The sequence below is a fragment of the Bradyrhizobium sp. UFLA01-814 genome, assembly GCF_046718885.1.
GTDB classification, from domain to species: Bacteria; Pseudomonadota; Alphaproteobacteria; order Rhizobiales; family Xanthobacteraceae; genus Bradyrhizobium; species Bradyrhizobium elkanii.
Map to the genome: position 1 here is coordinate 1 of NZ_JAQOSR010000094.1, position 21,447 is coordinate 21,447.

Below are 21,447 nucleotides of genomic sequence, written 5' to 3' on the forward strand. Positions count from 1 at the left end.
GATCCCGGCGGCGCCGGCCGCAATCGCGCCGGAGCGCGTCGCGAACTGGTTGCCGGAATAGATGTGCAGGATGTCGCCCTTGAACTCCGCGGTGGCGTTCATCGGCTCCATCGGCGCATGGATGTTGATGTTGGTGGTGTATTCCGCCTCCAACAGCTTGGCCGCCGAGCCGAACGCCGCGTTCGGATCACCGTCCTTGACGAAGAACTCTCCGGAATCGCTCAATCCCTGAAGCCGCTTGGCTTCCGTGAACAGCGATTCGCTCGACAGTTTTGCGTTCGGACCGCCGTCATAGCTGATCTTCAGCGCCGCCGCGGCCTTCTTCGCCTGCGCATAGGTGTTGGCGACCGCGACGACCCAGCCGGTCGTGGTTGTGGTCTTGTCGTCGAGGGTGACGGCCTTGATGAAGCCGGGCAGCTTCTTGGCCGCGCTATCGTCGACCGACTTCACGGTGGCGCCGTAACGCACCGGCGGGGTGACCAGCGCGCCGTGGACCATGCCCGGCACCATCACGTCGATGCCGTACTTGGCCGTGCCGTTGACCTTCGACGGAATGTCGAGCTGTGGCACCGAGACGCCGATCATGGTGTACTGGTCGGGCGTCTTGAGCTTGATCGCCTTCAGATCATCCGCCGTGAAAGTTTTGGTCGCCTTGCCGCTCTTCACCACCTCGGCGAACGACATCGACTTCTTCGACTTCGCATGGCTGATCTTGGAATCGCGCACCACCAGCTCGCCGGCCGGCACGCCCATGGAGGCCGCCGCCGCCTCGGTCAATGCGATGCGGCCGGCGGCGCCGGCGCGGCTCATCGCGTCGAAGTTCATCATCGTCGACCAGCTGCCGCCGGTGATCTGCGCGCCCAGCACGGGATCGTTGAACTTCGGATCATTGGAGGCGAGCTGAACCCGCATGTCCTTCCAGTTCGCGCCGAGCTCTTCGGCCACGATCTGCGCCATGGTCGAGGCGACGTGCTGGCCCATGTCGGCCTTGCCGCATGTCACGGTGACGAGACCGTCGGGCGCGATCGAATACCAAACACTCGGCTCGAAGTTGGCGGTTGCGGGTGCCGCGAGCGCCTGGTCGATGCCGGACGCGGCGTAGCCGAGCACGAGGCCGGTTGCAGCGGTGCCGACCAGGAAGGAACGGCGGCTGAGATCGGTCGTCTCGGGCGCGAGGTTTTTCACGTGCTTGTTCATGTGGCCCTCCGCTCGGATCCGGTGGCCGATGCGGTGCGCATGTCGGACGCAGCGCGCATGATCGCCTTCTGGATTCGTGAATAGGTCATGCAACGGCAGAGATTGCCGTCCATATGCGCGACCACTTCTTCCTTGGTCGGGTTGGTGTTCTTCGACAGCAGCGCCGCCGCCTGCATGATCTGGCCGGACTGGCAGTAGCCGCATTGCGGCACCTGCTCGGCGACCCAGGCCTTCTGCAAGGGATGATCGCCCTTGGCGGACAGGCCTTCGATGGTGGTGATCTTCTTGCCGACGGCGTCGGCGACCGAGGTCTGGCAGGACCGCACCGCTTCGCCGTTGACGTGAACCGTGCAGGCGCCACACAGACCGGCGCCGCAACCGAATTTGGTGCCCGTCATCTGCAATTGCTCGCGGATGACCCAAAGCAGCGGCGTATCATTGGCCGCCTCGACGGACATATTCCGTCCGTTGATATTGAGATTTGGCATCTCTCTCCCCTTCCGGTGTAGGAAGCCGCTTACGGCGGCAACTCACTGTTGGGTCTTGGCCGGCGCCCACCGGGTCAGCGACAGTTGCCGAAACAATGATCCGGTTCCCGGCTGGAGGCAATCCAATTTGGAATTGCTCGAAAAGAATAAATTTCCGAAGATGCCTGTTGTGCGATGCGGCAACGGCATGACGCTTTTTGGAATGCCAGCGTTCGTGTCTAATCGACTGGCGCTTGCTCAAAGCGTCGGCAGCAGGGATCGGCAACGCCGTCCGATGACAGCGGCGAGAGAAACACAAGGAGCCCGTCAATGGCCAAGCTCAACCGCAGCGGCGTCGACATCTACTACGAGATTCACGGCAGCGGCCCGCCGCTGATCCTGACCCACGGCTATTCCTCGACGTCGGCGATGTGGCAGGGCCAGATCGAGGCGCTGTCGCAACGGCACAAGCTGATCCTGTGGGACATGCGCGGGCACGGCCAATCCGACTATCCGGACGATCCCGATGCCTATAGCGAAGCGCTGACGGTCGGCGACATCGCCGCTTTGCTCGACGCCGCCGGCGCCGACAAGGCGATCGTCGGCGGGCTGTCGCTCGGCGGCTACATGTCGCTCGCCTTTCATCGCGCCCATCCGGAGCGGGTGCGGGCGCTGCTGATCATCGACACCGGCCCGGGCTTCAAGAAGGACGACGCCCGCGAGGTCTGGAACAAGCGCGCCCGCGAGACCGGCGACCGCTTCGACCGCGAAGGGCTCGAGGTGCTGAGATCGCTGAGCGCCGAGCGCGCGTCGGTCACCCATCGCAACGCCAGGGGCCTCGCGCTCGCGGCGCGCGGCATGCTGGCCCAGCGTGATGCACGGGTGATCGAATCGCTGCCCGGGATCCAGGTGCCAGCGTTGGTTGTGGTCGGCGCTGACGACACGCCATTTCTGGCGGCGTCCGACTACATGGCGGCAAAGATCCCTGGTGCGCAGAAGGCGGTGATTCCGAACGCCGGCCACGCCGTCAACATCGACCAGCCGCAGGCCTTCATCGCCGCGGTGCTGCCGTTCCTGGACGGCCTTGAGGGCGCGCCGGGAAAGACCGCGCCATGAAGACGATCGCCGTTGCCTTGTTGCTGACTGCGGCCACGACAGGGGCGAGCGCGCAGAAGCGGCCGTTCGTCACAGCCCCGTCCACGTTCACCGCGACGTTGTCGAACACCACGCCGCTGGCGTTCGGCATGGGCGTTGCGGACGCGCAGCGCGCGCTCGGCACGCCCCTCACCTATGTCAGCGGACGGCCCGGCAACGAGATCTTCCTGACCTTCCGCGACCTCGGCGGCAGCGGGCTGTTTCCGCACCACGACCGTCTCTTCCTCCAATTCCGCAAGCACCGGCTGACCGGCTGGAAGGCCGACTGGGGCGAGAACTGGATGTGGCGCTAGGGCATGGTCCGGAAACGTGCGAAGCGGTTTTCCGAAAAGGCCACGCTCAAACGAAGAGCCAAAGCGCGACGACAATGTCATCGCGCTTTGGACCACATCGTCGATGACCTTCATGCAACCCCCAACATGACAAGGATGGACCATGGGACAAGACATCAAACTCAAGGCTTCGGACGGATTTGAACTCGGCGCCTACCGCGCCGATCCTGCCGGCGCGCCGAAGGGCGCGGTCGTCGTGATCCAGGAGATCTTTGGCGTCAATCACCACATCCGCTCGGTCTGCGACCGGCTGGCGAAGGAAGGCTATGTCGCGGTTGCGCCGTCGATCTTCGACCGCATCACGCCGAACTTCCAGAGCGGCTATTCCCCCGACGAGATCGCCGAGGCGCGGAAGTTCGTCGCCAATCCGGACTGGGCCGCGATGCTGCGCGACAGCCAGGCCGCGATCGACGCGGTCAAACCGGTCGGGCCGGTCGGCATCATCGGCTTCTGCCTCGGCGGCAGCGTCGCCTATGCTGCCGCCACCAAGCTCGCCGGGCTGTCAGCCGCGGTCGGCTATTACGGCGGCGCCGTCGTGCGCTTCGCCGACGACAAGCCGGCAGTGCCGACGCAGCTGCATTTCGGCGAGAAGGACGCCGGCATTCCCTTGAGCGATGTCGAGACCATCAAGTCGAAGCGGCCCGAGGTCGAGGTCTTCATCTATCCCGGCGCGCAGCACGGGTTCCATTGCGACGAGCGCGCCAGCTACGACAAGGCAAGCGCCGACATCGCCTGGCCGCGCAGCATGGAATTTTTCGCAAAGCATTTGAAGCGATAGGAAGCGAGCTTCTCCACCCGTCGTTCCGGGGCGCGCAAAGCGCGAACCTCAGGTGCGCAATTGCGCACCGGCGAACCTCGAGATTCCGGGTTCGATGCTGCGCATCGCCCCGGAAAGTCGAAGGACGCTGTCCTTCGTCAGAACCAGCGCTCGCCGACGAACACCGTATCGCCCGGGCTCATCGGCGTGCCCAGCGGCACCACGAAGCGGCCGGAGCCGGACGCATCGGTGTGGGTCAGCGTCACGCTGTCGCGGCGGGCCCGCGGCGAGAAGCCGCCGGCGATCGCGACCGCGCTCTCGACCGTCATGTTCGGCACGTAGGGATATTGGCCGGGGGCCTGGACTTCGCCGAGGATGAAGAACGGACGATAGGACTCGATCTCGACCGCCACCGAAGGCTCGCGGATAAAGCCGTTGCGCAGCCGTGCCGAGATTTCGCCGGCAAGCCCGGCCGGCGTGCGGCCGCGTGCCGGCACCGAGCCGATCAGCGGCATCGTGATCGCGCCCGCGGCGTCGATCGCATAGGAATTGGTCAGGCCTTCCTGGCCGTAGACCACGACGCGGAGCTTGTCGCCGGGGCCAAGATGATAGCCGTTGTCGTAACCGGCCGGCGGTCCACCCGGGGCAGCGGCATAGACGACCGGGGCGGCGGCCGGCGCGGCATAGCCATAACCAGGGGACGCGCTGGCGAAGGCGGAACGCAATGCGCTGATCGCACCGCCGCCGCCTGCATCAGCAACCGGAGCGGGTGCGTAGGCCGGACCATAGCTGACGGCATCGACGCCTTGCGGGCCGACGGCGACGGGACCGGACGTGCTCATGCAGCCAGACAGCGCGAGCGCAGCCACAACGGCAGTGATCGGCAATCGTAACGCGCGTGCAACCGGCACCGGACCTATCCCTCAACGGCGAGACAGGCCCAGTCTTGCACCACTTATGGTTAATAAAGGGTTTTCGAGGGTCGAGCGGGAGGCCGGAAAAGCCGGCCTCCCATTGGCTTAGCGCCGTGCCCGGCAAGAGCGCAAACCGGCTTTCCGGAGCGAGCTCTTTCTCAACAAGACGATCAGGCGGTGACGCCGACGCCGATCGGGCAGGACACGCCGGTGCCGCCGAGCCCGCAATAGCCCGCCGGATTCTTGGCGAGGTATTGCTGGTGGTAGTCCTCGGCGAAGTAGAATTCGCCGGCCGGCGCGATCTCGGTGGTGATGGCGCCGAGGCCCTTGGCGGCCAGCGCCTTCTGATACATCGCCTGCGACTCGTCGGCGGCTTTGCGCTGCGCGTCGCTGAACGTGTAGATCGCGGAGCGATATTGCGTGCCGATGTCGTTGCCCTGGCGCATGCCCTGCGTCGGGTTGTGGCTCTCCCAGAACGTCTTCAGCAGCTTCTCGTAGGAGATCTTCTTCGGGTCGAACACGACCAGCACCACTTCGGTGTGGCCGGTGCGCCCCGAGCATACTTCCTCATAGGTCGGGTTCGGCGTGTGGCCGCCGGCATAGCCGACCGCGGTGGTGTAGATTCCCTCGCCGAGTTCCCAGAATTTGCGCTCCGCGCCCCAGAAGCAGCCGAGCCCGAACACCGCCTGTTCGAGGCCTTGCGGATAAGGCGGCTGCAACTTGCTGCCATTGACGAAATGGGTGGTCGCGGTCGGGATCGGCGTGGCGCGGCCCTGCAGCGCCTCGGCGGCGCTTGGCAACGCGGTGGTCTTGCGCATGAACAACATGGACACCTCCAGGCGGGACATCGGCCGACGCGGCAACAGCCTGCGGGCCGGCTGTCACCTATATATGTCCTTACGCGGATGATGGCAGCCCCGTTACTGAGGGCTGCAGCCAAGGAGGGCTGCCGACAAGTCAGTCGCGCGCGTAGCCGATCAAGGGCTTGCGCGGCCGGAACAGGATCATCAGCAGGATGCCGGCAATGCCGAGCACTGCGAACACCGGCTGCTCCAGAAGCAGGCGGATCACGTCATTCCAGAGCCAGGGCGCGAAGCGGTCCACCCAGGCATGGAATGCCTGCTGGCTCGACTGGTGGATGTCGTTCCAGAACTGGCCGAATTGGGTGAACCGCAGGCTCTGGTCGGCGACGTAGCGGGCCCCGTCATAGACCATGAAGATGAAGCTGCCGGCCAGCAGCAGAAGGCCGATCAGACGGAAAAAGCCGCGGATCATGCGTCACCCTAACTCCCAGTCGCGCCCCACGCGTCGTCAGGCCTTACCGGGCGCCCCCCGGAAATTCAACCTCTTCAGCGGCTTATCCGGCCCTCGCGGGGGCGATTTCGGGCCCTTTTTGGGTCCCGAAAGCGTTGACGCTTCAGCCCGCGCCATCTATAAGACCGGCCGATGGCGGCGGGCGCAATCCTGCCGCCGCTGTTCTTTGGACAGTGCCGCAGGCGCGGGGCAGCATTTTGCGCTCCTCGCATGGCCGCCTCAAGGACACCCAAGAAAACCACCTTGGACAAATACATCAGAGTTGAGATTTGAACCGGCCGGTGCGCGCAAGCCCGACCACCGAGCGATCACCGCCGAAGGACAGTTAGAGAACCATGGCCAACACCACCTCCGCCAAGAAGGCGACCCGCAAGATTGCCCGCCGCACCATCGTCAACAAGTCGCGCCGCACGCAGATGCGTGGCGCGGTGCGCACCGTCGAGGAAGCGATCAAGAGCGGCGACCGCGAGGCGGCACTGAAGGCGATGAGCCGCGCCGAGCCCGAGCTGATGAAGGCAGCGCAGCGCAACATCATTCACAAGAACAATGCGAGCCGTAAGGTGTCGCGTTTGTCGCAGCGGATCGCCAAGCTCGCCAAGTAAAAGCTCGGCGCGTGAGCTGACTGGAAGACACATTTGTCACGAAGCCCGGCTCGCGCCGGGCTTTTTGTTTTTGTCTCGACTTTTGTCGTGGAAGTTTCATAGCGCGAGAACACTTCGCGTTGCCGCGCGACGAACTGCGTGTCATGTTTCGTTTCGTCGCGTCCGTAGTTCTACCGGCTCAACATGCTTAATGCGCCGCACTCGCCCACAGATTGTCCTTCGCTAAGCTGGATAGATGGAATAGCGCGCAAGCATTTCGCGGCGAAACCTGCGAAGCGGGGTTACCCTGCAAAAGTAATCGAGAAAAATGACGTCTCGCGAATTACTTATGCACATAGCGTTGGACAGCGATTGGAAAAATGACCGGCGCGAGACCAAATGTAAATTTTCTATGAAAAATTTTTGGTATTGCACCGTCGTTTGTGACGCGCGTGAATCTGTGCGCTGATTCAAAAACTTGCTTTCGCAACTCAGCGTCGGCAGCGCCGCAACAGTCGCGAAGAGTCTCGGCCCCCGTCGAATCCACGGATTGTCAGGAAATGTGCTTGGTGTATTTATTTCTTGTTCGCGACGCCCACGGCTCTCCAGATCAGCGCGGTTTGAGACCCAGGGGCGGACGCACAAATCGGCGGCGGTGTGTGCGTTAGCGACGCTTTCCAAGCGAAGCTGGATTGACGGCTCATAGCGATATGAGGACGGACGACCTGTGTCAAAAATTCTCCGGCGATGTCCCCGGCAATTTGGGGGATCGAACAAGAGAGACCAGGACGTCGGTCGGAATCTGGCAGCGGGAACGCGGAGCGAGTGAACGGGTTGACGACGACACGGCGGCGGCGAAGCGCCGGGCATTTCGGTGTTCGGTAGCAGCAGTTCGAATTTGAAGACACGAGCAAGCTGACAACTTGCCGCGATACGTCGCGGCGGGAGGGGGAGGACTTATGCCTTACGGTATCATCACTGCAGTCGAACCAACGACAGCCGAAGCGCAAATTTCCAGTGGTGCCGTAATCAACCCCTCGGACGTCAGTTCCTACCCGCAGCGTCCGTCGAGTACGCGCTGACCTCGCGGGGCGCATCTTCTCCAAACAGCTGATCTGTCGGGTGGCGCATGGTCGCCGCACGGGAGAGCTTTGTACGGAGCAGACCGCGTCCGCTAGAGGTCGCGCCGTGGCAGCAAACCTGCGCGGCGCTTTCGCAACGAATATCTCTCAGACTTGGAAGTACGAAAGCAATGACGAACACGGAACAGGATCGCTGGTCGCGGGTGAAGGGACGTCTGCGGACGAGCGTTGGCGAGGACGTTTACACGAGCTGGTTCGCACGGATGGATCTGGAGAGCGTGCACGACGAGAGCGTGCACCTGTCGGTTCCGACCCGGTTCCTCAAGAGCTGGATCCAGGCGCATTACGCTGATCGCGTGCTGTCCTGCTGGCAGGCTGAGATGCCGGAAGTGCACAAGATCGACCTTACCGTCCGCTCCGCGATCCGTGCGACGGCTCCGGTGAAGGAAACGGCTGCGCCCGTCGAAGTGCGCCGCATCGAGCGCACCGACGGCCGCCCTGCGCCCGAATTGCGCTCGTTTGCAACTGCGCCGGTGTCGGCAAGCCATGACGCGCTCGGCGGCTCGCCGCTCGATCCGCGCCTGACCTTTGCCAGCTTCGTCGTCGGCCGGTCCAACACGCTGGCCCATGCGGCGGCCCGCCAGGTCGCGGAAGGTCGCCGCGGCGATCCCGTGATGTTCAACCCGCTCTACATCCATGCCGGCGTCGGCCTCGGCAAGACGCACCTGCTGCAGGCGGTGACCTGGTCCGGCAATTCCGGCGGCGAACGCAAGGTGCTGTATCTCACCGCCGAGAAGTTCATGTACGGCTTCGTCGCGGCGCTGAAGACGCAGACGGCGCTGGCCTTCAAGGAGGCGCTGCGCGGCATCGACGTGCTGGTCATCGACGATCTGCAGTTCCTGCAAGGCAAGTCGACGCAGGCCGAGTTCTGCCACACCCTGAACGCGCTGATCGATGCCGGCCGCCAGGTCGTGATCGCGGCCGACCGTCCGCCGTCCGATCTGGAAAGCCTCGACGACCGCGTGCGCTCGCGGCTCGCCGGCGGCCTCGTGGTCGAGATGGGCTCGCTCGGCGAGGAGCTGCGGCTCGGCATCCTAAAGTCGCGCGTCGCCGCGGCCCGCGTCCACCATGCGAGCTTCGACGTGCCGGAGGAGGTGCTCGACTATCTGGCGCGCACCATCACCCATAACGGCCGCGACCTTGAAGGCGCGATCAACCGCCTGCTGGCGCACTCGAAGCTCAACAACCAGCCGGTGACGCTGGAGATGGCCGAGCGCGAGGTGCGCGACCTGATCCGCCCGCAGGAGCCGAAGCGGATCAAGATCGAGGACATCCAGCGCGTGGTCGCCCGGCAGTACAATGTCAGCCGCTCCGACTTGCTGTCGTCCCGCCGCACCGCCAATGTGGTGCGCCCGCGTCAGGTCGCGATGTATCTGGCGAAGACGCTGACCTTGCGCTCGCTGCCGGAGATCGGCCGGCGCTTCGGCGGCCGCGACCACACCACGGTGTTGCACGCCGTGCGCAAGATTGAGGCACTGGTCGCCAAGGACACGACACTCTCGGAGGAAGTCGAATCGCTGAAGCGCCAGCTACAGGAATAGGGCCGCTTCATCCGGCCGGCTCGTTCCATCGCCCTCCCCTTTGCCAAAGGGGAGGGCTAAACTTTTTTCCGACCCAAAACGTGGGGAACGGGGCTCGTTTCGCGCCCGTATCCCTTGCACCGGCCGCCCATCCGCGCCACCTTGCGGTCCCCCCGTGGGTTTGATCAAATCCGGTATTGATCCGGCTTTTCGGGTTTCCAATGCCGCGGTGCTGCCCTGAACGGCCGCCCGGCTTTTCCATCTGAGGGATCTGGCGGGTATTGCAATGAAGGTCACCGTCGAGCGCGCGCAACTCCTGAAATCGCTGGGTCACGTTCACCGCGTGGTCGAGCGCCGCAACACCATCCCGATCCTCGGCAACGTGTTGATCCGCGCCGAGGGCGCCAAATTGTCGCTGAAGGCGACCGACCTCGACCTCGAGGTGACGGAGACCTTGGCCGCCGAGACCGGAACCGCCGGCTCGACCACGGTGCCCGCGCACATGTTCTACGACATCGTCCGCAAGCTGCCCGACGGCTCGCAGATCGTGCTGGAAGCCGATGGCGACCGCTCGGTGCTGGCCGTGCGCGCCGGCCGCTCGCGCTTCACGCTGCAGACCCTGCCCGAGAGCGACTTCCCGGGCCTTGCCGCCGGCGACATGACGCATTCGTTCTCGCTGCCGGCCTCCGATATCAAGCGCCTGATCGACCGCACCCAGTTCGCGATCTCGACCGAAGAGACCCGCTACTACCTCAACGGCATCTATCTGCACGCGGCCGGCAGCGCCAAGGCGGCGACCCTGCGCGGGGTTGCGACCGATGGCCACCGGCTGGCGCAGATCGACCTCGCGCTGCCCAAGGGCGCAACCGGCATGCCCGGCGTGATCGTTCCGCGCAAGACGGTCGGTGAGGTGCAGCGGCTGATCGAGGGCGACGACGCCGAGATCTCGATCGAGCTGTCGGACGGCAAGATCCGCTTCACGCTCGGCAATGTGGTGCTGACCTCGAAGCTGATCGACGGCACATTCCCGGACTATGGCCGCGTCATTCCGCAGAACAACGACAAGGAACTCGTCGTCGACAAGAAGGATTTCGAGGCCGCCGTCGACCGCGTCTCGACGATTTCCAGCGAACGCGGCCGCGCGGTGAAGCTCGCGCTGTCCGCGGGCAAGCTGGTGCTATCGGTCACCAATCCGGATTCCGGCAGCGCCACCGAGGAGCTCGAGGTCGAATACGCCTCCGACGCGCTCGATATCGGCTTCAACTCGCGCTATCTGCTCGACATCGCCGCCCAGATCGAGGGCGAGGTCGCGGTGCTGAAGCTCGCCGATCCGGGTTCGCCGACCCTGGTGCAGGACCGCGACAGCAAGGGCGCGCTCTACGTGCTGATGCCGATGCGGGTGTGATGACCCTCTCCACACGCGCAACTGCACCCTCTCCCCTTGTGGGAGAGGGTGGCGCCGAAGGCGCCGGGTGAGGGGTTGGTGCCGCGAACGCCGCACCATCGACCGACCGATGAACGCCTCCGCACTTTTGCAAAGAAGATGCGCCGAGAGCCGACTGACGCGGAAGCGAAGATGTGGCGCCTGCTGCGCGATCGGCGCCTGTCGCACTTGAAATTTCGAAGGCAGGTTCCATTTCGCAATTACATTCTCGACTTCGCGTGCTTTGAGAAGCGCCTCGCCATCGAGATCGACGGCGGTCAGCACGCTTCGTCGCCGCATGATGCATCCAGGGCTGACGCGCTTACGGCGGAAGGCTTTCAGGTCTTGCGCTACTGGAACAATGACGCCTTGCGGACGCCCGGGGCAGTGCTGGAAGACATTGTCGCCAAGCTTGCCGAGCTGTGAGATACCCCTCACCCGTCGCCTCACTTCGTGAGGCGCCACCCTCTCCCACAGGGGGAGAGGGGAAGGAAGAGAGATGACCCCGTCCCGCATTCACCGCCTGTCGCTGACGCATTTCCGCAATTACCGGACGGCGACGCTGCAGGTCGCCGGCGACATGGTGGTGCTGGTCGGGCCAAACGGCGCCGGCAAGACCAATTGCATGGAAGCGGTCTCGTTCCTGTCGCCGGGTCGCGGCCTGCGCCGCGCGACGCTGGAGGACATCGCCGACAATCAGGGTGACGGCTCCTGGGCGGTATCCGCCGAAGTCGAGGGCGCGCTCGGCCTCGCCACGCTCGGCACCGGTATCGATCCGCCGACCGGTGACGCCGGCAGCACGCGGCGCTGCCGCATCGACCGCGAACCGGTGGGGTCCGCGACCGCGTTCGGCGATCATCTGCGCATCGTGTGGCTGACGCCAGCGATGGACGGCCTGTTCATGGGCGCCGCCTCGGAGCGGCGGCGCTTCTTCGATCGCCTGGTGCTGGCGATCGATTCCGAGCATTCCAGCCGCGTCTCCGCGCTGGAGCGCTCGCTGCGCTCGCGCAACCGGCTGCTCGAGGTGCGCAACTATGACGACCATTGGTGTGACGCGATCGAGCGCGAGACCGCGGAGCTTGCGGTCGCGGTCGCCGCGTCGCGCGGCCAGACCGCCGCCAAGCTCGCCGTGATGCTGCGCGAGCGCGGCGCCGCCTCGGCCTTCCCCTCCGCCGAGATCATGCTCGACGGCTGGATGGAGAACGCGCTGCTGCGAGAGCCCGCAACCGCGGTCGAGGACCGCTACCGCGAAATCCTGCGCGCCAGCCGGCCACGCGATGCCGCCGCCGGGCGCACGCTCGACGGCCCGCATCTGACCGATCTGCAGGTGGTCTACGCGCCGAAGAACATGCCGGCGCGTGACGCCTCGACCGGCGAGCAGAAGGCGCTCTTGATCGGGCTGGTGCTGGCGCACGCCACGATGGTCGCGGAGATGACCGGCATCGTACCGCTGCTGCTGCTCGACGAGGTCGTCGCCCATCTCGATCCGAACCGCCGCAAGGCGCTGTTCGACGAGCTCGCCAAGCTCGGCGCGCAGGTCTGGATGACCGGCGCCGATCCCGCGGCGTTCGTCGACATCGGCCCTCGGGGGGAGATTTTCGACATCGAATCCGGCCGCACCACACGGCGCGGCTGATTGGCTAGTCTAGGGCAATCTGAAGCGATGGCGCCGTCGCAGAGCGCATTGCCAAAATATCGAAAACAACCCCATGCAAAGTAGCCGGCGGCGGCCGGCGTTCGACCAAGCAGCTTGACACGTCGGGCAACTCAGGAACATTATTCTAATATTCCGAAATTGCGCTAGCATTCCCTCGCCCCCCGGTTCGCCCATGCCCAGCGGGGAGAAGCGAACCTCCGAAGCCGCTCCAATTCAGCCTGGTCTCATCATGTTTCTGGCGGCGCAGAATCGGCCTCGATAAGGGCTTCGAATCCGCCACCGAATCGGGCTTTTCAAAGCCCTCGGAATCCGCCTTTGAAGACCTTGAAAAAGGCCTAAAAAATCCCATCTATTCAATAGTTTGTAGATGGAGACTTTGCGCTAGGCGCAACCCCTCTTTCATGGCACAAATAGCGGAATCAGCGCCTCATTTTGTGCAGCTGATTCGGGACATCCTCGAAGGCCTCACATGACTGAACCTGCCCGGCAGACCCCTGCCGAATCTGAGCATCCCATTCCGGCTGAATATGGTGCGGAATCGATCCGGGTGCTGAAGGGCCTTGACGCCGTCCGCAAGCGCCCCGGCATGTATATCGGCGACACCGACGACGGTTCCGGCCTGCACCACATGGTCTACGAGGTCGTCGACAATGCGATCGACGAGGCGCTGGCGGGCCATGCCAGCCGCGTCCTGGTCACCCTCAACGCCGACAATTCCGTCACCGTGTACGACGACGGACGCGGCATTCCGGTCGGCATCCACAAGGAAGAGGGCGTCTCGGCAGCCGAGGTCATCATGACCCAGCTGCACGCCGGCGGAAAATTCGACCAGAACTCCTACAAGGTTTCCGGCGGTCTGCACGGCGTCGGCGTCTCCGTCGTCAACGCGCTCTCCAGCAAGCTCGCGCTGCGGATCTGGCGCGACGACAAGGAGCACTACATCGAATTCGCGCACGGCGATGCCGTGGCGCCGCTCAAGGTGGTCGGCGATGCCCCGGGCAAGCGCGGCACCGAGGTCACCTTCCTCGCCTCGGCCGAGACCTTCAAGAACATCGAATATGATTTCGCGACGCTGGAGCACCGGCTGCGCGAGCTCGCCTTCCTCAATTCCGGCGTCAACATCGTACTCTCCGACATGCGTCACGCGGTCGAGAAGCGCGAGGAGATGCACTATTCCGGCGGTGTCGAGGAATTCGTCAAGTATCTCGACCGCAACAAGAAGGCGATCGTGCCGGCACCGATCATGGTGCGCTCGGAAGCCAACGGCATCGGTGTCGAGGCGGCGCTGTGGTGGAACGACAGCTACCACGAGAACGTGCTGTGCTTCACCAACAACATCCCGCAGCGCGACGGCGGCACCCATCTGGCCGGCTTCCGCGGCGCGCTGACCCGCCAGGTCAACGGCTATGCCGACGCCAATGCGAAGAAGGAAAAGATCGCGCTGACCGGCGACGATTGCCGCGAAGGCCTCACCGCGGTGCTGTCGGTGAAGGTGCCCGATCCGAAATTCTCGTCGCAGACCAAGGACAAGCTGGTGTCCTCGGAGGTTCGGCCGGTGGTCGAGAACGTCCTGAACGAGGCGCTCGCCGCCTGGTTCGAGGAGAATCCGAAGGAAGCCAAGGAGATCGTCGGCAAGGTGATCCAGGCCGCCGCGGCCCGCGAGGCTGCGCGCAAGGCCCGCGAGCTGACCCGCAAGAATCCGCTCAGCGTCTCCTCGCTGCCCGGCAAGCTCGCCGACTGCCAGGAGAAGGACCCGGCCAAATCCGAACTGTTCATCGTCGAGGGCGACTCGGCAGGCGGCAGCGCCAAGCAGGGCCGCAACCGCGAATTCCAGGCGGTGCTGCCGCTGCGCGGCAAGATCCTCAATGTCGAGCGCGTCCGTCCCGACAAGATGCTGTCGTCCGAGCAGATCGGCACGCTGATCACCGCGCTCGGCACCGGCATCAGCGACGATTTCTCGGTCGACAAGCTGCGCTATCACAAGATCATCGTGATGACCGACGCCGACGTCGACGGCGCCCATATCCGCACGCTGCTGCTGACCTTCTTCTATCGTCAGATGCGCTCGATCATCGATGGCGGCTATCTCTATATCGCCCAGCCGCCGCTCTATAAGGTCTCGCGCGGCAAGTCCGAGCAATACCTGAAGGACGAGCGCGCCCTCGAGGACTATCTGATCTCGACCGGGCTCGACGAATGCGTCTTCAAGCCGGCCTCCGGCGACGACCGCTCGGGCCGTGATCTGCTGTCGCTGGTCGAAGACGCACGGGTGATCCGCTCGGTGCTGCGCAACCTGCACAGCCGCTATAATCGCGCCGTCATCGAGCAGGCCGCGATCGCGGGCGTGCTCAATCCCAGGATCACGAGCGATATCGCCACTGCCAATTCGGCGGCCGAATACATCGCCAAGCGGCTGGACGCCGTGGCCGAAGAGGTCGAGCGCGGTTGGATCGGCACCTTCACGGAAGGCCAGGGGTTCCAGTTCGAGCGCACCGTGCGCGGGGTCAGGGAATTCGCCGTGATCGACGACGCCTTCCTCGGCTCGGCCGACGCCCGCAAGCTCGATGAATACGCGACCGAACTGCAGGAGATCTACGTGCGGGCGGGCAAGCTGCGGCGCAAGGATGCCGAGCAGATCATCCACGGCCCGATCGACCTGTTCGAGGCCGTGACCGACGCCGCCCGCAAGGGCATCTCGCTGCAGCGCTACAAAGGTCTCGGCGAGATGAACCCGGAGCAGCTCTGGGAAACCACGCTGGACACCGAGGCGCGCTCGCTGCTGCAGGTGAAGATCAAGGAGGTCGACGAGGCCGACGATATCTTCACCAAGCTGATGGGCGACGTGGTCGAGCCGCGCCGCGAGTTCATCCAGGACAATTCGCTCAGCGCCACCATCGACATCTAGGGTTCTACGCACGGCCGGGCGGGCGTGCGCTTCTCGGCGCCGGCGCGGCGCTACCTTTCGTGTGGAAGCTGCGCCGGAAGTTGTGTTACGGTGCCGGACGGCCATTGATTCCGTTGTGGAATTTCCAATGGCCCGGTCTGAATGATGCGTTAGGGGACATTCCGCGTGCCGCCGATCCAATACATCGTCGAAGGCGGCCGCCGCCTTTCGGGCACCATCGAGCCGTCGGGCAACAAGAACTCCGCGCTGCCGATCATCGCCGCGGCACTGCTCACCGAGCACCCGGTCACGCTGACCAACGTGCCGCGCATCCGCGACACCGAAACGCTGGTCGAATTGTGCCGCTCGGTCGGCGCCACCGCCGAATGGACCGAGCGCAACACGCTGCAGATTCATGCCAAGGAGATCCGCGCCGCCGATCTCGATCCGGCGCTGTGCGCGCGCATCCGCGCCTCGATCCTGCTCGCAGGCCCGCTGCTCGCCCGCTGCGGCGAGGTCGCGCTGCCGCCGCCCGGCGGCGACGTGATCGGCCGCCGCCGGCTCGATACGCACTTCCTGGCCTTCGAGCAGCTCGGCGCCACCGTCACCGCGACGCACCGGCTCGAATTCCGCGCCACGCGGCTGAAGGGCGCCGACGTGTTCCTCGACGAGCCCAGCGTCACCGCGACGGAGAACGCACTGGTCGCCGCGGTCGCCGCCCGCGGCACCACCTATCTGCGTAACGCGGCCTCCGAGCCGCATGTGCAGGACCTCGCCAATTTCCTGATCGCGCTCGGCGCCAGGATCGAAGGTGTCGGCACCAACACCATCGTCGTGCACGGGCCGGCAACGCTCGGCAGCACGACTTTCGCGATCCAGCCCGACCATATCGAGGTCGGATCGCTGATCGGGCTTGCCGCGGTGACCCGCTCGCCGCTGCGCATCGCGCGCGCCGGCGTCGAGCATCTGCGCTCGATCCGGATGGGCTTTGAGCGGCTCGGCATCGTCTGCGGCGTCGAGGGCGACGACCTCGTCGTACCGTCCGGCCAGACCATGAAGATCCAGGACGATTTCGGCGGCCATGTGCCGAAGCTCGAGGACCAGCCCTGGCCGGCCTTCCCGGCCGACCTGATGTCGATCGCGATCGTCACCGCGACGCAGTGCGACGGCGTCATCCTGATGCACGAGAAGATGTTCGAATCCCGGATGTTCTTCGTCGACAATTTGATCGCGATGGGTGGCCGCATTGTGCTGTGCGACCCGCACCGTGCGATCGTCGCCGGCCCCAGCCGGCTGCGCGGCGCGCCGATGAACTCGCCCGACATCCGGGCAGGTATGGCGATGCTGCTGGCCGCCGTGTGTGCCGAGGGCACCTCCACCATCAACAACGCCGACCAGATCGAGCGCGGCTATGAGCGGATCGATGAGCGGCTCAACGCCCTCGGCGCCAAGATCAAGCGGATTCCCGCGCGATCGTGATTCCCTGCGGCAGCTTGGCCATCCTTCCGGCCGGATTGCCGTGCTAAGCGTGCCGTCATGACCTGCATCGACAAGATCGACCCGGCCGCGCCGAACGCGGCCGTTGTCGTCCCTCGCAACCTGCTCACGGCCGAGCTCGCGGAGACGCTGAAGCTCGCGGTGCCGCTCGCGCTGACGCAGCTCGGTCAGATCGCAATGATGACGACCGATCTCGCCTTCATCGGCCGGCTCGGCAGCGAAAACGTCGCCGGCGCGGCGCTGGCGCATACCGTGTATTTCGTCAGCTTCACCATCGGCATGGGCATGATGTCGGCGGTCTCGCCGCTGGCCGCGCAGGCGTTCGGCGCGCGCAATCCGCGCGTGATGCGGCGCGCGCTCCGCGTCGGCCTGTGGGCCGGCTTCTTCATGGTGCTGCCGCTGATGGCGCTGCCGTTCCAGGGCGAGCGCATCCTGCTCGCGCTCGGCCAGACCCAGGCCACCGCGCATCTGGCGCAGCAATACCTGTTCGGTCTCGCCTGGGGCATCTTGCCGGCGCTGTGGTTCATCGCGCTCCGCGGTTTCATGAGCGCCGTGAACCGGCCGGAGCCGGTGCTGTGGATCACGCTTGCGGCGATCCCGGCCAATGCGCTGATGGTCTACCTGTTGCTGTACGGCAAATGGGGCATGCCCGAACTCGGCATGTTCGGCGCCGGGCTTGCGACCACGATCGTCAATCTCGGCACCTTCCTCGCCGGCGTGTGGTTCGCGGCGCGCCGCCGCCCGTTCCGCAAATATCATGTCTTCAGCCGCGTCTGGCGCATCGACTGGCCGCTGATGGGCAAGCTGGTCGCCGTCGGCGCGCCGATCTCGATCGCCTTCCTGCTGGAATACGGCCTGTTCGGTGCGGCCGGTCTGCTGATGGGGCTGATCAGCACCACGGCGCTGGCCGCGCACCAGATCGCGCTGCAGATCGCGGCGATCCTGTTCATGGTGCCGTTCGGCGTCAGCATGGCCGCTACCGTGCGGGTCGGCCAGGCCGTCGGCCGCCGCGATACCGACGCGGTGCAGCGTGCCGGCTTTGTCGCGGTCGCATTGTCCGGCGTCTTCATGAGCGTCATGACGCTCGCGGTGATCCTGGCGCGCTTCGAGATCGCGGCGCTGTTTCTCGGCGAGGCCTCCGACACCACCGCGCAGCTCACCGCGGCGCTGCTGTTGATCGGCGCGACCTTCTTCATCGCCGACGGCATCCAGACCACCACCGCGGGCGCGCTGCGCGGCATGAACGACACCCAGGTGCCGCTGCTGTTCGCCGTCATCAGCTATTGGCTGATCGGCTTCGCGTCGGCCTCCGCGCTCGCCTTCTGGGCGAAGCTCGACGCCGCCGGTGTCTGGATCGGGCTGTCGCTCGGGACGGCGGTCTATGCGACCCTCCTTGTCTTGCGTTTCCGCTTGCTGGCACGCAGACTGGGCAAATGAGGGTCGACGAGGTCACGCCGAACGTGGATTCAGCCGCGCTGCTCGCCGGCGCGCAATTCATCGATGCGTTCCGGATCGCGACCACGCGTCCAGACCTCGACGCGCGCCACGCCGCCGAAGCGATGGTGACGCGCCAGCCGCGCTGGTTCGAATGGCTGGTCGCCTTGCGCAATCTCCTGGTCGCGCCGCTCGGCCTGAAGACGTCAGGCGCAACTGAGGGCGTGGCGCGCGACATGATCGGGATCTTTCCGGTGGTCAGCGAGACGCCGGAGCGGCTGGTCGCGGGGTTCAACGACAAGCATCTCGACTTCCGGCTGGTCGTCGACGTCGCCTCCGCGGGAGCTGTGCGCAGCATCACCGCGACCACGCTGGTGCTCACCCATAACTGGTTCGGGCGCGCCTATCTCGCGGTGATCCTGCCGTTCCACCGCCTGATCGTGCCCGCGATGCTGCGCAAGGCCGTAGACTGAGCCCTGCTCCATCTCAAGCCGCGCTCTTCTCCGGCGTGTCGGCGACGATCTTCTCCGCAGCCTCGGCGTTGGTGCACCAATTGCCGTGGCACCGCTTGAGGTCGTTGAGATTCTGCCGCATCTGATCGAGCGAGAAGCCGAGCGCGTAGAAGCGCTCGGCGGCATCGACCGGCAGGCCGCGGATCAGGCCATCCCTGCGGACCGCGGCGACCTCCTCGCTATAGGCATGCAGCGCGGCATCGACCGGCGCCATGTCGGCCGGGCCGCTGCCGGCGCGCAACGCGGTCGCGACCGCCACCATGTAAGTCACGATCGCCTTGCTGACGTCGGCCAATGGCCGCGCCAGCCTCGCCTGGATATCGGCCGGCAGCGGCACCACACAGGCGCGCCCGATCATCACGACGTCGTGCCGCAGCCGCTGGATGGTCCGCAGCAACGGACCGGTGTCCGGCCCCGATGACAGATGCATCGAGCGCTCGCGCTCGGCCTCGAGGCCGGTCGCGTGCAGATTGCTCACCGCGGTGCCGATGCCGTCCTGGATCCGGTGCAGCGCGTCGTTGTCGAGGCCGCGGGTCAGGCCGGCGAGCAATTCGGCGAACGCCGCCGACAGCAGCTCCAGCAGGTTCGATCCATTGACCCTGATCTGGCTGACCGCGCGCGACGGCAGCACCAGGAACGAGATCAAAAGCCCGGTGAGCGCGCCGACCGTCACCTCGAGGACGCGGTCGATCGCGGAATCCAGCGGGTTGGAGTGATGCATCGTCGGCAGCAGCAGCACGATCACCGCCGTCACCGTCGCCGAGTTCAGGCTCGGATTGAGCGCGGCGATGAAGGCCAGCGGCACGATCGCCAGCACCAGCAGCGCCAGCAGGCTGCCCTCGCCGGAATGCGGGATCAGCACCGCGATCGCGCCGCCATAGACGGCGCCGCCGATGGTACCGAGCATGTAGTCGCGGCTGGCCTTCAGCGAGCGTCCGACGCTCATCTGGGTCACGATCAGCGAAGTCAGCACCGCCCAGAGCGGCAGCATCAGGTTGAGCGCCAGCGCGATGGTATAGGCCGCCACGCCGGCGGACGCGATCCGGACCGCCAGCGCCAGCTGCGTCTTGCGGGTCCAGAGCTGGTCGAACATGCGTTTTGCGAAGGTCCTCATGCACCGTGATCCGCAATCAAAGGAAGGGCCCGTGTTACATGACTTGAAGCTAACCGATCTGGAGCATGGCAGCTGCCCGCGGCGGCAAGGTGGCTTGAAAGGCCTGACCTGCCCGCCTACCCTGCGCCGCAAAATTGAGGAAACACGATGGCCCACGAAACCGCAACGCTCGCCGCCTACGTCGCCGACCTGAAATATTCCGACATTCCGCCGGAGGTGCTGGAGCGCGCCAAGGTTTTGACGCTGGATTTCCTCGGCAGCACCATCCGCGCCCGGCGCGATGCGGAATCGACGCCCTCGCTGATGAAGATGCTGGAGGCGCTGGCGCTCGACGGCAAGGGCGAAGCCACCGTGTTCGGCGACACCAAGACCTGGACCCCGGCGGTCGCGGCGCTGCTCAACGGCGCGCTCGGCCATTCGCTCGACTTCGACGACACCCACGCCGATTCCTCGCTGCATCCGAGCGCACCGGTGGTGCCCGCCGCGTTCGCGGTCGGCGAGATGGTCGGCGCCTCCGGCCGCGACGTGCTGACCGCGATCGTCGCCGGCTATGAAGTATGCTGCCGGCTCGGCAACGCGCTCGACCCGACCTCGCATTACGCCCGCGGCTTCCATCCGACCGCGACCGCCGGCACCTATGGCGCTGCCGCGGCGGCGGCCAAGCTGTTCGGATTGTCGAAAGAGCAGATCGTCTCCGCTTTCGGCGTCTCCGGCAGCCAGGCCGCGGGCTCGCTGCAATTTTTGGTCAACGGCGCCTGGAACAAGCGCTACCAGGTCGGCGCCGCCGCGATGAACGGCGTGATCGCTGCGACGCTGGCGCGCAACGACTTCATCGGCTCGAGCGAGTCGGTCGAGGGCAAGCACGGCCTTCTGGTCGGCTATACCGATGACGCTCATCCGGACAAGGCGGTGGCGGACTTGGGCCACACCTACGAGACGCTGAAGATCGGCGTAAAGCCGTATCCGAGCTGCCGCTACACCCACGCCGCGATCGACGCGCTGATCGCGATGCGGCGCGAGCACAATCTGACGCCGGACCAGATCAGGAAGGTCGAGATCGGCCTGCACCGCAACGGCATCACGCTGACCGGCGACGCCGCCACCAAGCGCCACCCGACCTCGGTGGTCGGCGGCCAGTTCTCGATGTTCTTCACCGGCGCGATCGCGCTCGACCAGGGCCATTTCGGCTGGGACGATTACGACCGGCTGGGCGATGCGGCCATCGACGCGCTCGCCGACAAGTTCGACGTGGTGCAGGACGACCGGCTCGAGGTCGGCCGTACCCATCCCTTCGGCGCCCGCGTCTCGATCACGACAGATGACGGCACCCACGAGCGCCTCTATGCCGATCCCTCCGGCGAGCCGACCTCGTTCCCCGACGCAAAGGCGATGCAGCAGAAGTTCTTGACGCTGGCCCGCCCGGTGCTCGACAAGCGCGCCGACCAGCTCGCCGACGCCATCCTGACGCTCGAGCGCTTCGACCGCGTGGAGAAGGCGACGCAGCTCGGGCGGCAGTAACGGCGGCGCTCGTCGACTACAGCGCAGGC

The 21,447-nt window shown here is 65.5% G+C and carries 19 protein-coding genes; 13 read left to right on the forward strand and 6 right to left on the reverse strand.

Annotated features, from left to right (window positions below):
- The coding region (locus PMN64_RS25820) for a molybdopterin cofactor-binding domain-containing protein (protein ID WP_411782664.1) at window positions 1-1,197 on the reverse strand (1,197 nt) is incomplete at its 3' end.
- Window positions 1,194-1,685 carry a (2Fe-2S)-binding protein gene (locus PMN64_RS25825; protein WP_026192016.1) on the reverse strand — a complete coding sequence of 164 codons (492 nt, stop codon included), beginning with the start codon at window positions 1,683-1,685 and terminating at the stop codon, window positions 1,194-1,196. The genes PMN64_RS25825 and PMN64_RS25820, both read right to left, overlap by 4 nt.
- Before the next feature lie 309 nt (window positions 1,686-1,994).
- On the opposite strand from PMN64_RS25825, the gene PMN64_RS25830 reads away from it, so the two are divergent.
- The 3 genes from PMN64_RS25830 (at window position 1,995) to PMN64_RS25840 (ending at window position 3,929) form a co-directional block, all read left to right on the forward strand.
- Window positions 1,995-2,780 (forward strand): alpha/beta fold hydrolase, encoded by a 786-nt coding sequence (locus PMN64_RS25830; RefSeq protein ID WP_411782665.1) that lies wholly within the window; start codon window positions 1,995-1,997, stop codon window positions 2,778-2,780.
- Window positions 2,777-3,112 (forward strand): hypothetical protein, encoded by a 336-nt coding sequence (locus PMN64_RS25835; protein ID WP_411782666.1) that lies wholly within the window; start codon window positions 2,777-2,779, stop codon window positions 3,110-3,112. Before PMN64_RS25830 ends, PMN64_RS25835 begins: the two co-directional genes overlap by 4 nt.
- Before the next feature lie 142 nt (window positions 3,113-3,254).
- On the forward strand, window positions 3,255-3,929 hold the full coding sequence (locus PMN64_RS25840) for a dienelactone hydrolase family protein (RefSeq protein WP_411782667.1): 675 nt from the start codon (window positions 3,255-3,257) through the stop codon (window positions 3,927-3,929).
- A gap of 137 nt (window positions 3,930-4,066) precedes the next feature.
- Here PMN64_RS25840 and PMN64_RS25845 read toward each other — a convergent pair whose 3' ends face one another.
- From PMN64_RS25845 to PMN64_RS25855, 3 genes are all read right to left on the reverse strand, one after another.
- Window positions 4,067-4,819, reverse strand: a complete 753-nt coding sequence (locus PMN64_RS25845) for a polysaccharide biosynthesis/export family protein (RefSeq protein ID WP_411782668.1) — start codon at window positions 4,817-4,819, stop codon at window positions 4,067-4,069.
- A gap of 173 nt (window positions 4,820-4,992) precedes the next feature.
- Window positions 4,993-5,649: a peptide-methionine (S)-S-oxide reductase MsrA gene (gene msrA / locus PMN64_RS25850; protein ID WP_411782669.1), complete on the reverse strand. Its 657-nt coding sequence runs from the start codon at window positions 5,647-5,649 to the stop codon at window positions 4,993-4,995.
- 130 nt (window positions 5,650-5,779) lie between these two features.
- Entirely contained in the window at window positions 5,780-6,097 is a 318-nt protein-coding gene (locus PMN64_RS25855) for a hypothetical protein (RefSeq protein ID WP_016842666.1), read from the reverse strand.
- A 374-nt stretch (window positions 6,098-6,471) separates the two neighbouring features.
- Here PMN64_RS25855 and rpsT point away from each other — a divergent pair, with 374 nt between their 5' ends.
- The 9 genes from rpsT to PMN64_RS25900 all read left to right on the forward strand — a co-directional run bounded on the left by rpsT (window position 6,472) and on the right by PMN64_RS25900 (window position 18,747).
- Window positions 6,472-6,738, forward strand: a complete 267-nt coding sequence (gene rpsT / locus PMN64_RS25860; protein ID WP_016842667.1) for a 30S ribosomal protein S20 — start codon at window positions 6,472-6,474, stop codon at window positions 6,736-6,738.
- Window positions 6,739-7,969: 1,231 nt separating this feature from the next.
- Window positions 7,970-9,400 (forward strand): chromosomal replication initiator protein DnaA, encoded by a 1,431-nt coding sequence (gene dnaA, locus PMN64_RS25865; protein WP_411782670.1) that lies wholly within the window; start codon window positions 7,970-7,972, stop codon window positions 9,398-9,400.
- A gap of 265 nt (window positions 9,401-9,665) precedes the next feature.
- Window positions 9,666-10,784: a DNA polymerase III subunit beta gene (dnaN, locus tag PMN64_RS25870; RefSeq protein WP_074126563.1), complete on the forward strand. Its 1,119-nt coding sequence runs from the start codon at window positions 9,666-9,668 to the stop codon at window positions 10,782-10,784.
- A gap of 78 nt (window positions 10,785-10,862) precedes the next feature.
- Window positions 10,863-11,228: an endonuclease domain-containing protein gene (locus PMN64_RS25875; RefSeq protein WP_411782691.1), complete on the forward strand. Its 366-nt coding sequence runs from the start codon at window positions 10,863-10,865 to the stop codon at window positions 11,226-11,228.
- A 73-nt stretch (window positions 11,229-11,301) separates the two neighbouring features.
- Entirely contained in the window at window positions 11,302-12,438 is a 1,137-nt protein-coding gene (recF, locus tag PMN64_RS25880; protein WP_411782671.1) for a DNA replication/repair protein RecF, read from the forward strand.
- A 490-nt stretch (window positions 12,439-12,928) separates the two neighbouring features.
- A complete protein-coding gene (gyrB, locus tag PMN64_RS25885; protein ID WP_411782673.1) occupies window positions 12,929-15,364 on the forward strand; it encodes a DNA topoisomerase (ATP-hydrolyzing) subunit B in 2,436 nt (811 codons plus the stop codon).
- A gap of 165 nt (window positions 15,365-15,529) precedes the next feature.
- Window positions 15,530-16,822, forward strand: a complete 1,293-nt coding sequence (gene murA, locus PMN64_RS25890; protein WP_411782674.1) for a UDP-N-acetylglucosamine 1-carboxyvinyltransferase — start codon at window positions 15,530-15,532, stop codon at window positions 16,820-16,822.
- 57 nt (window positions 16,823-16,879) lie between these two features.
- Complete coding sequence (locus PMN64_RS25895; RefSeq protein ID WP_411782675.1) at window positions 16,880-18,277, forward strand: MATE family efflux transporter; 1,398 nt, start codon at window positions 16,880-16,882, stop codon at window positions 18,275-18,277.
- Window positions 18,274-18,747, forward strand: coding sequence for a DUF2867 domain-containing protein (locus PMN64_RS25900; RefSeq protein ID WP_411782676.1), 474 nt, complete (start codon window positions 18,274-18,276; stop codon window positions 18,745-18,747). Before PMN64_RS25895 ends, PMN64_RS25900 begins: the two co-directional genes overlap by 4 nt.
- 13 nt (window positions 18,748-18,760) lie before the next feature.
- On the opposite strand, the gene PMN64_RS25905 is transcribed toward PMN64_RS25900, so the two are convergent.
- Window positions 18,761-19,900 carry an FUSC family protein gene (locus PMN64_RS25905; RefSeq protein WP_411782677.1) on the reverse strand — a complete coding sequence of 380 codons (1,140 nt, stop codon included), beginning with the start codon at window positions 19,898-19,900 and terminating at the stop codon, window positions 18,761-18,763.
- Window positions 19,901-20,047: 147 nt separating this feature from the next.
- On the opposite strand from PMN64_RS25905, the gene PMN64_RS25910 reads away from it, so the two are divergent.
- The gene (locus PMN64_RS25910) at window positions 20,048-21,418 is read left to right on the forward strand and encodes an MmgE/PrpD family protein (RefSeq protein ID WP_411782678.1); all 1,371 of its coding nucleotides are present in this window, start codon (window positions 20,048-20,050) and stop codon (window positions 21,416-21,418) included.
- The last annotated feature ends 29 nt before the right edge of the window (window positions 21,419-21,447 follow it).

Excerpts from the sequence above, each read along its gene's own strand:
- PMN64_RS25825 (WP_026192016.1), bottom strand. The coding sequence starts at position 1,685 with ATGCCAAATCTCAATATCAACGGACGGAATATGTCCGTCGAGGCGGCC.
- PMN64_RS25830 (WP_411782665.1), top strand. The coding sequence starts at position 1,995 with ATGGCCAAGCTCAACCGCAGCGGCGTCGACATCTACTACGAGATTCAC.
- PMN64_RS25835 (WP_411782666.1), top strand. The coding sequence starts at position 2,777 with ATGAAGACGATCGCCGTTGCCTTGTTGCTGACTGCGGCCACGACAGGG.
- PMN64_RS25840 (WP_411782667.1), top strand. The coding sequence starts at position 3,255 with ATGGGACAAGACATCAAACTCAAGGCTTCGGACGGATTTGAACTCGGC.
- msrA (WP_411782669.1), bottom strand. The coding sequence starts at position 5,649 with ATGTTGTTCATGCGCAAGACCACCGCGTTGCCAAGCGCCGCCGAGGCG.
- PMN64_RS25855 (WP_016842666.1), bottom strand. The coding sequence starts at position 6,097 with ATGATCCGCGGCTTTTTCCGTCTGATCGGCCTTCTGCTGCTGGCCGGC.
- rpsT (WP_016842667.1), top strand. The coding sequence starts at position 6,472 with ATGGCCAACACCACCTCCGCCAAGAAGGCGACCCGCAAGATTGCCCGC.
- dnaA (WP_411782670.1), top strand. The coding sequence starts at position 7,970 with ATGACGAACACGGAACAGGATCGCTGGTCGCGGGTGAAGGGACGTCTG.
- dnaN (WP_074126563.1), top strand. The coding sequence starts at position 9,666 with ATGAAGGTCACCGTCGAGCGCGCGCAACTCCTGAAATCGCTGGGTCAC.
- recF (WP_411782671.1), top strand. The coding sequence starts at position 11,302 with ATGACCCCGTCCCGCATTCACCGCCTGTCGCTGACGCATTTCCGCAAT.
- gyrB (WP_411782673.1), top strand. The coding sequence starts at position 12,929 with ATGACTGAACCTGCCCGGCAGACCCCTGCCGAATCTGAGCATCCCATT.
- PMN64_RS25895 (WP_411782675.1), top strand. The coding sequence starts at position 16,880 with ATGACCTGCATCGACAAGATCGACCCGGCCGCGCCGAACGCGGCCGTT.
- PMN64_RS25900 (WP_411782676.1), top strand. The coding sequence starts at position 18,274 with ATGAGGGTCGACGAGGTCACGCCGAACGTGGATTCAGCCGCGCTGCTC.
- PMN64_RS25905 (WP_411782677.1), bottom strand. The coding sequence starts at position 19,900 with ATGAGGACCTTCGCAAAACGCATGTTCGACCAGCTCTGGACCCGCAAG.
- PMN64_RS25910 (WP_411782678.1), top strand. The coding sequence starts at position 20,048 with ATGGCCCACGAAACCGCAACGCTCGCCGCCTACGTCGCCGACCTGAAA.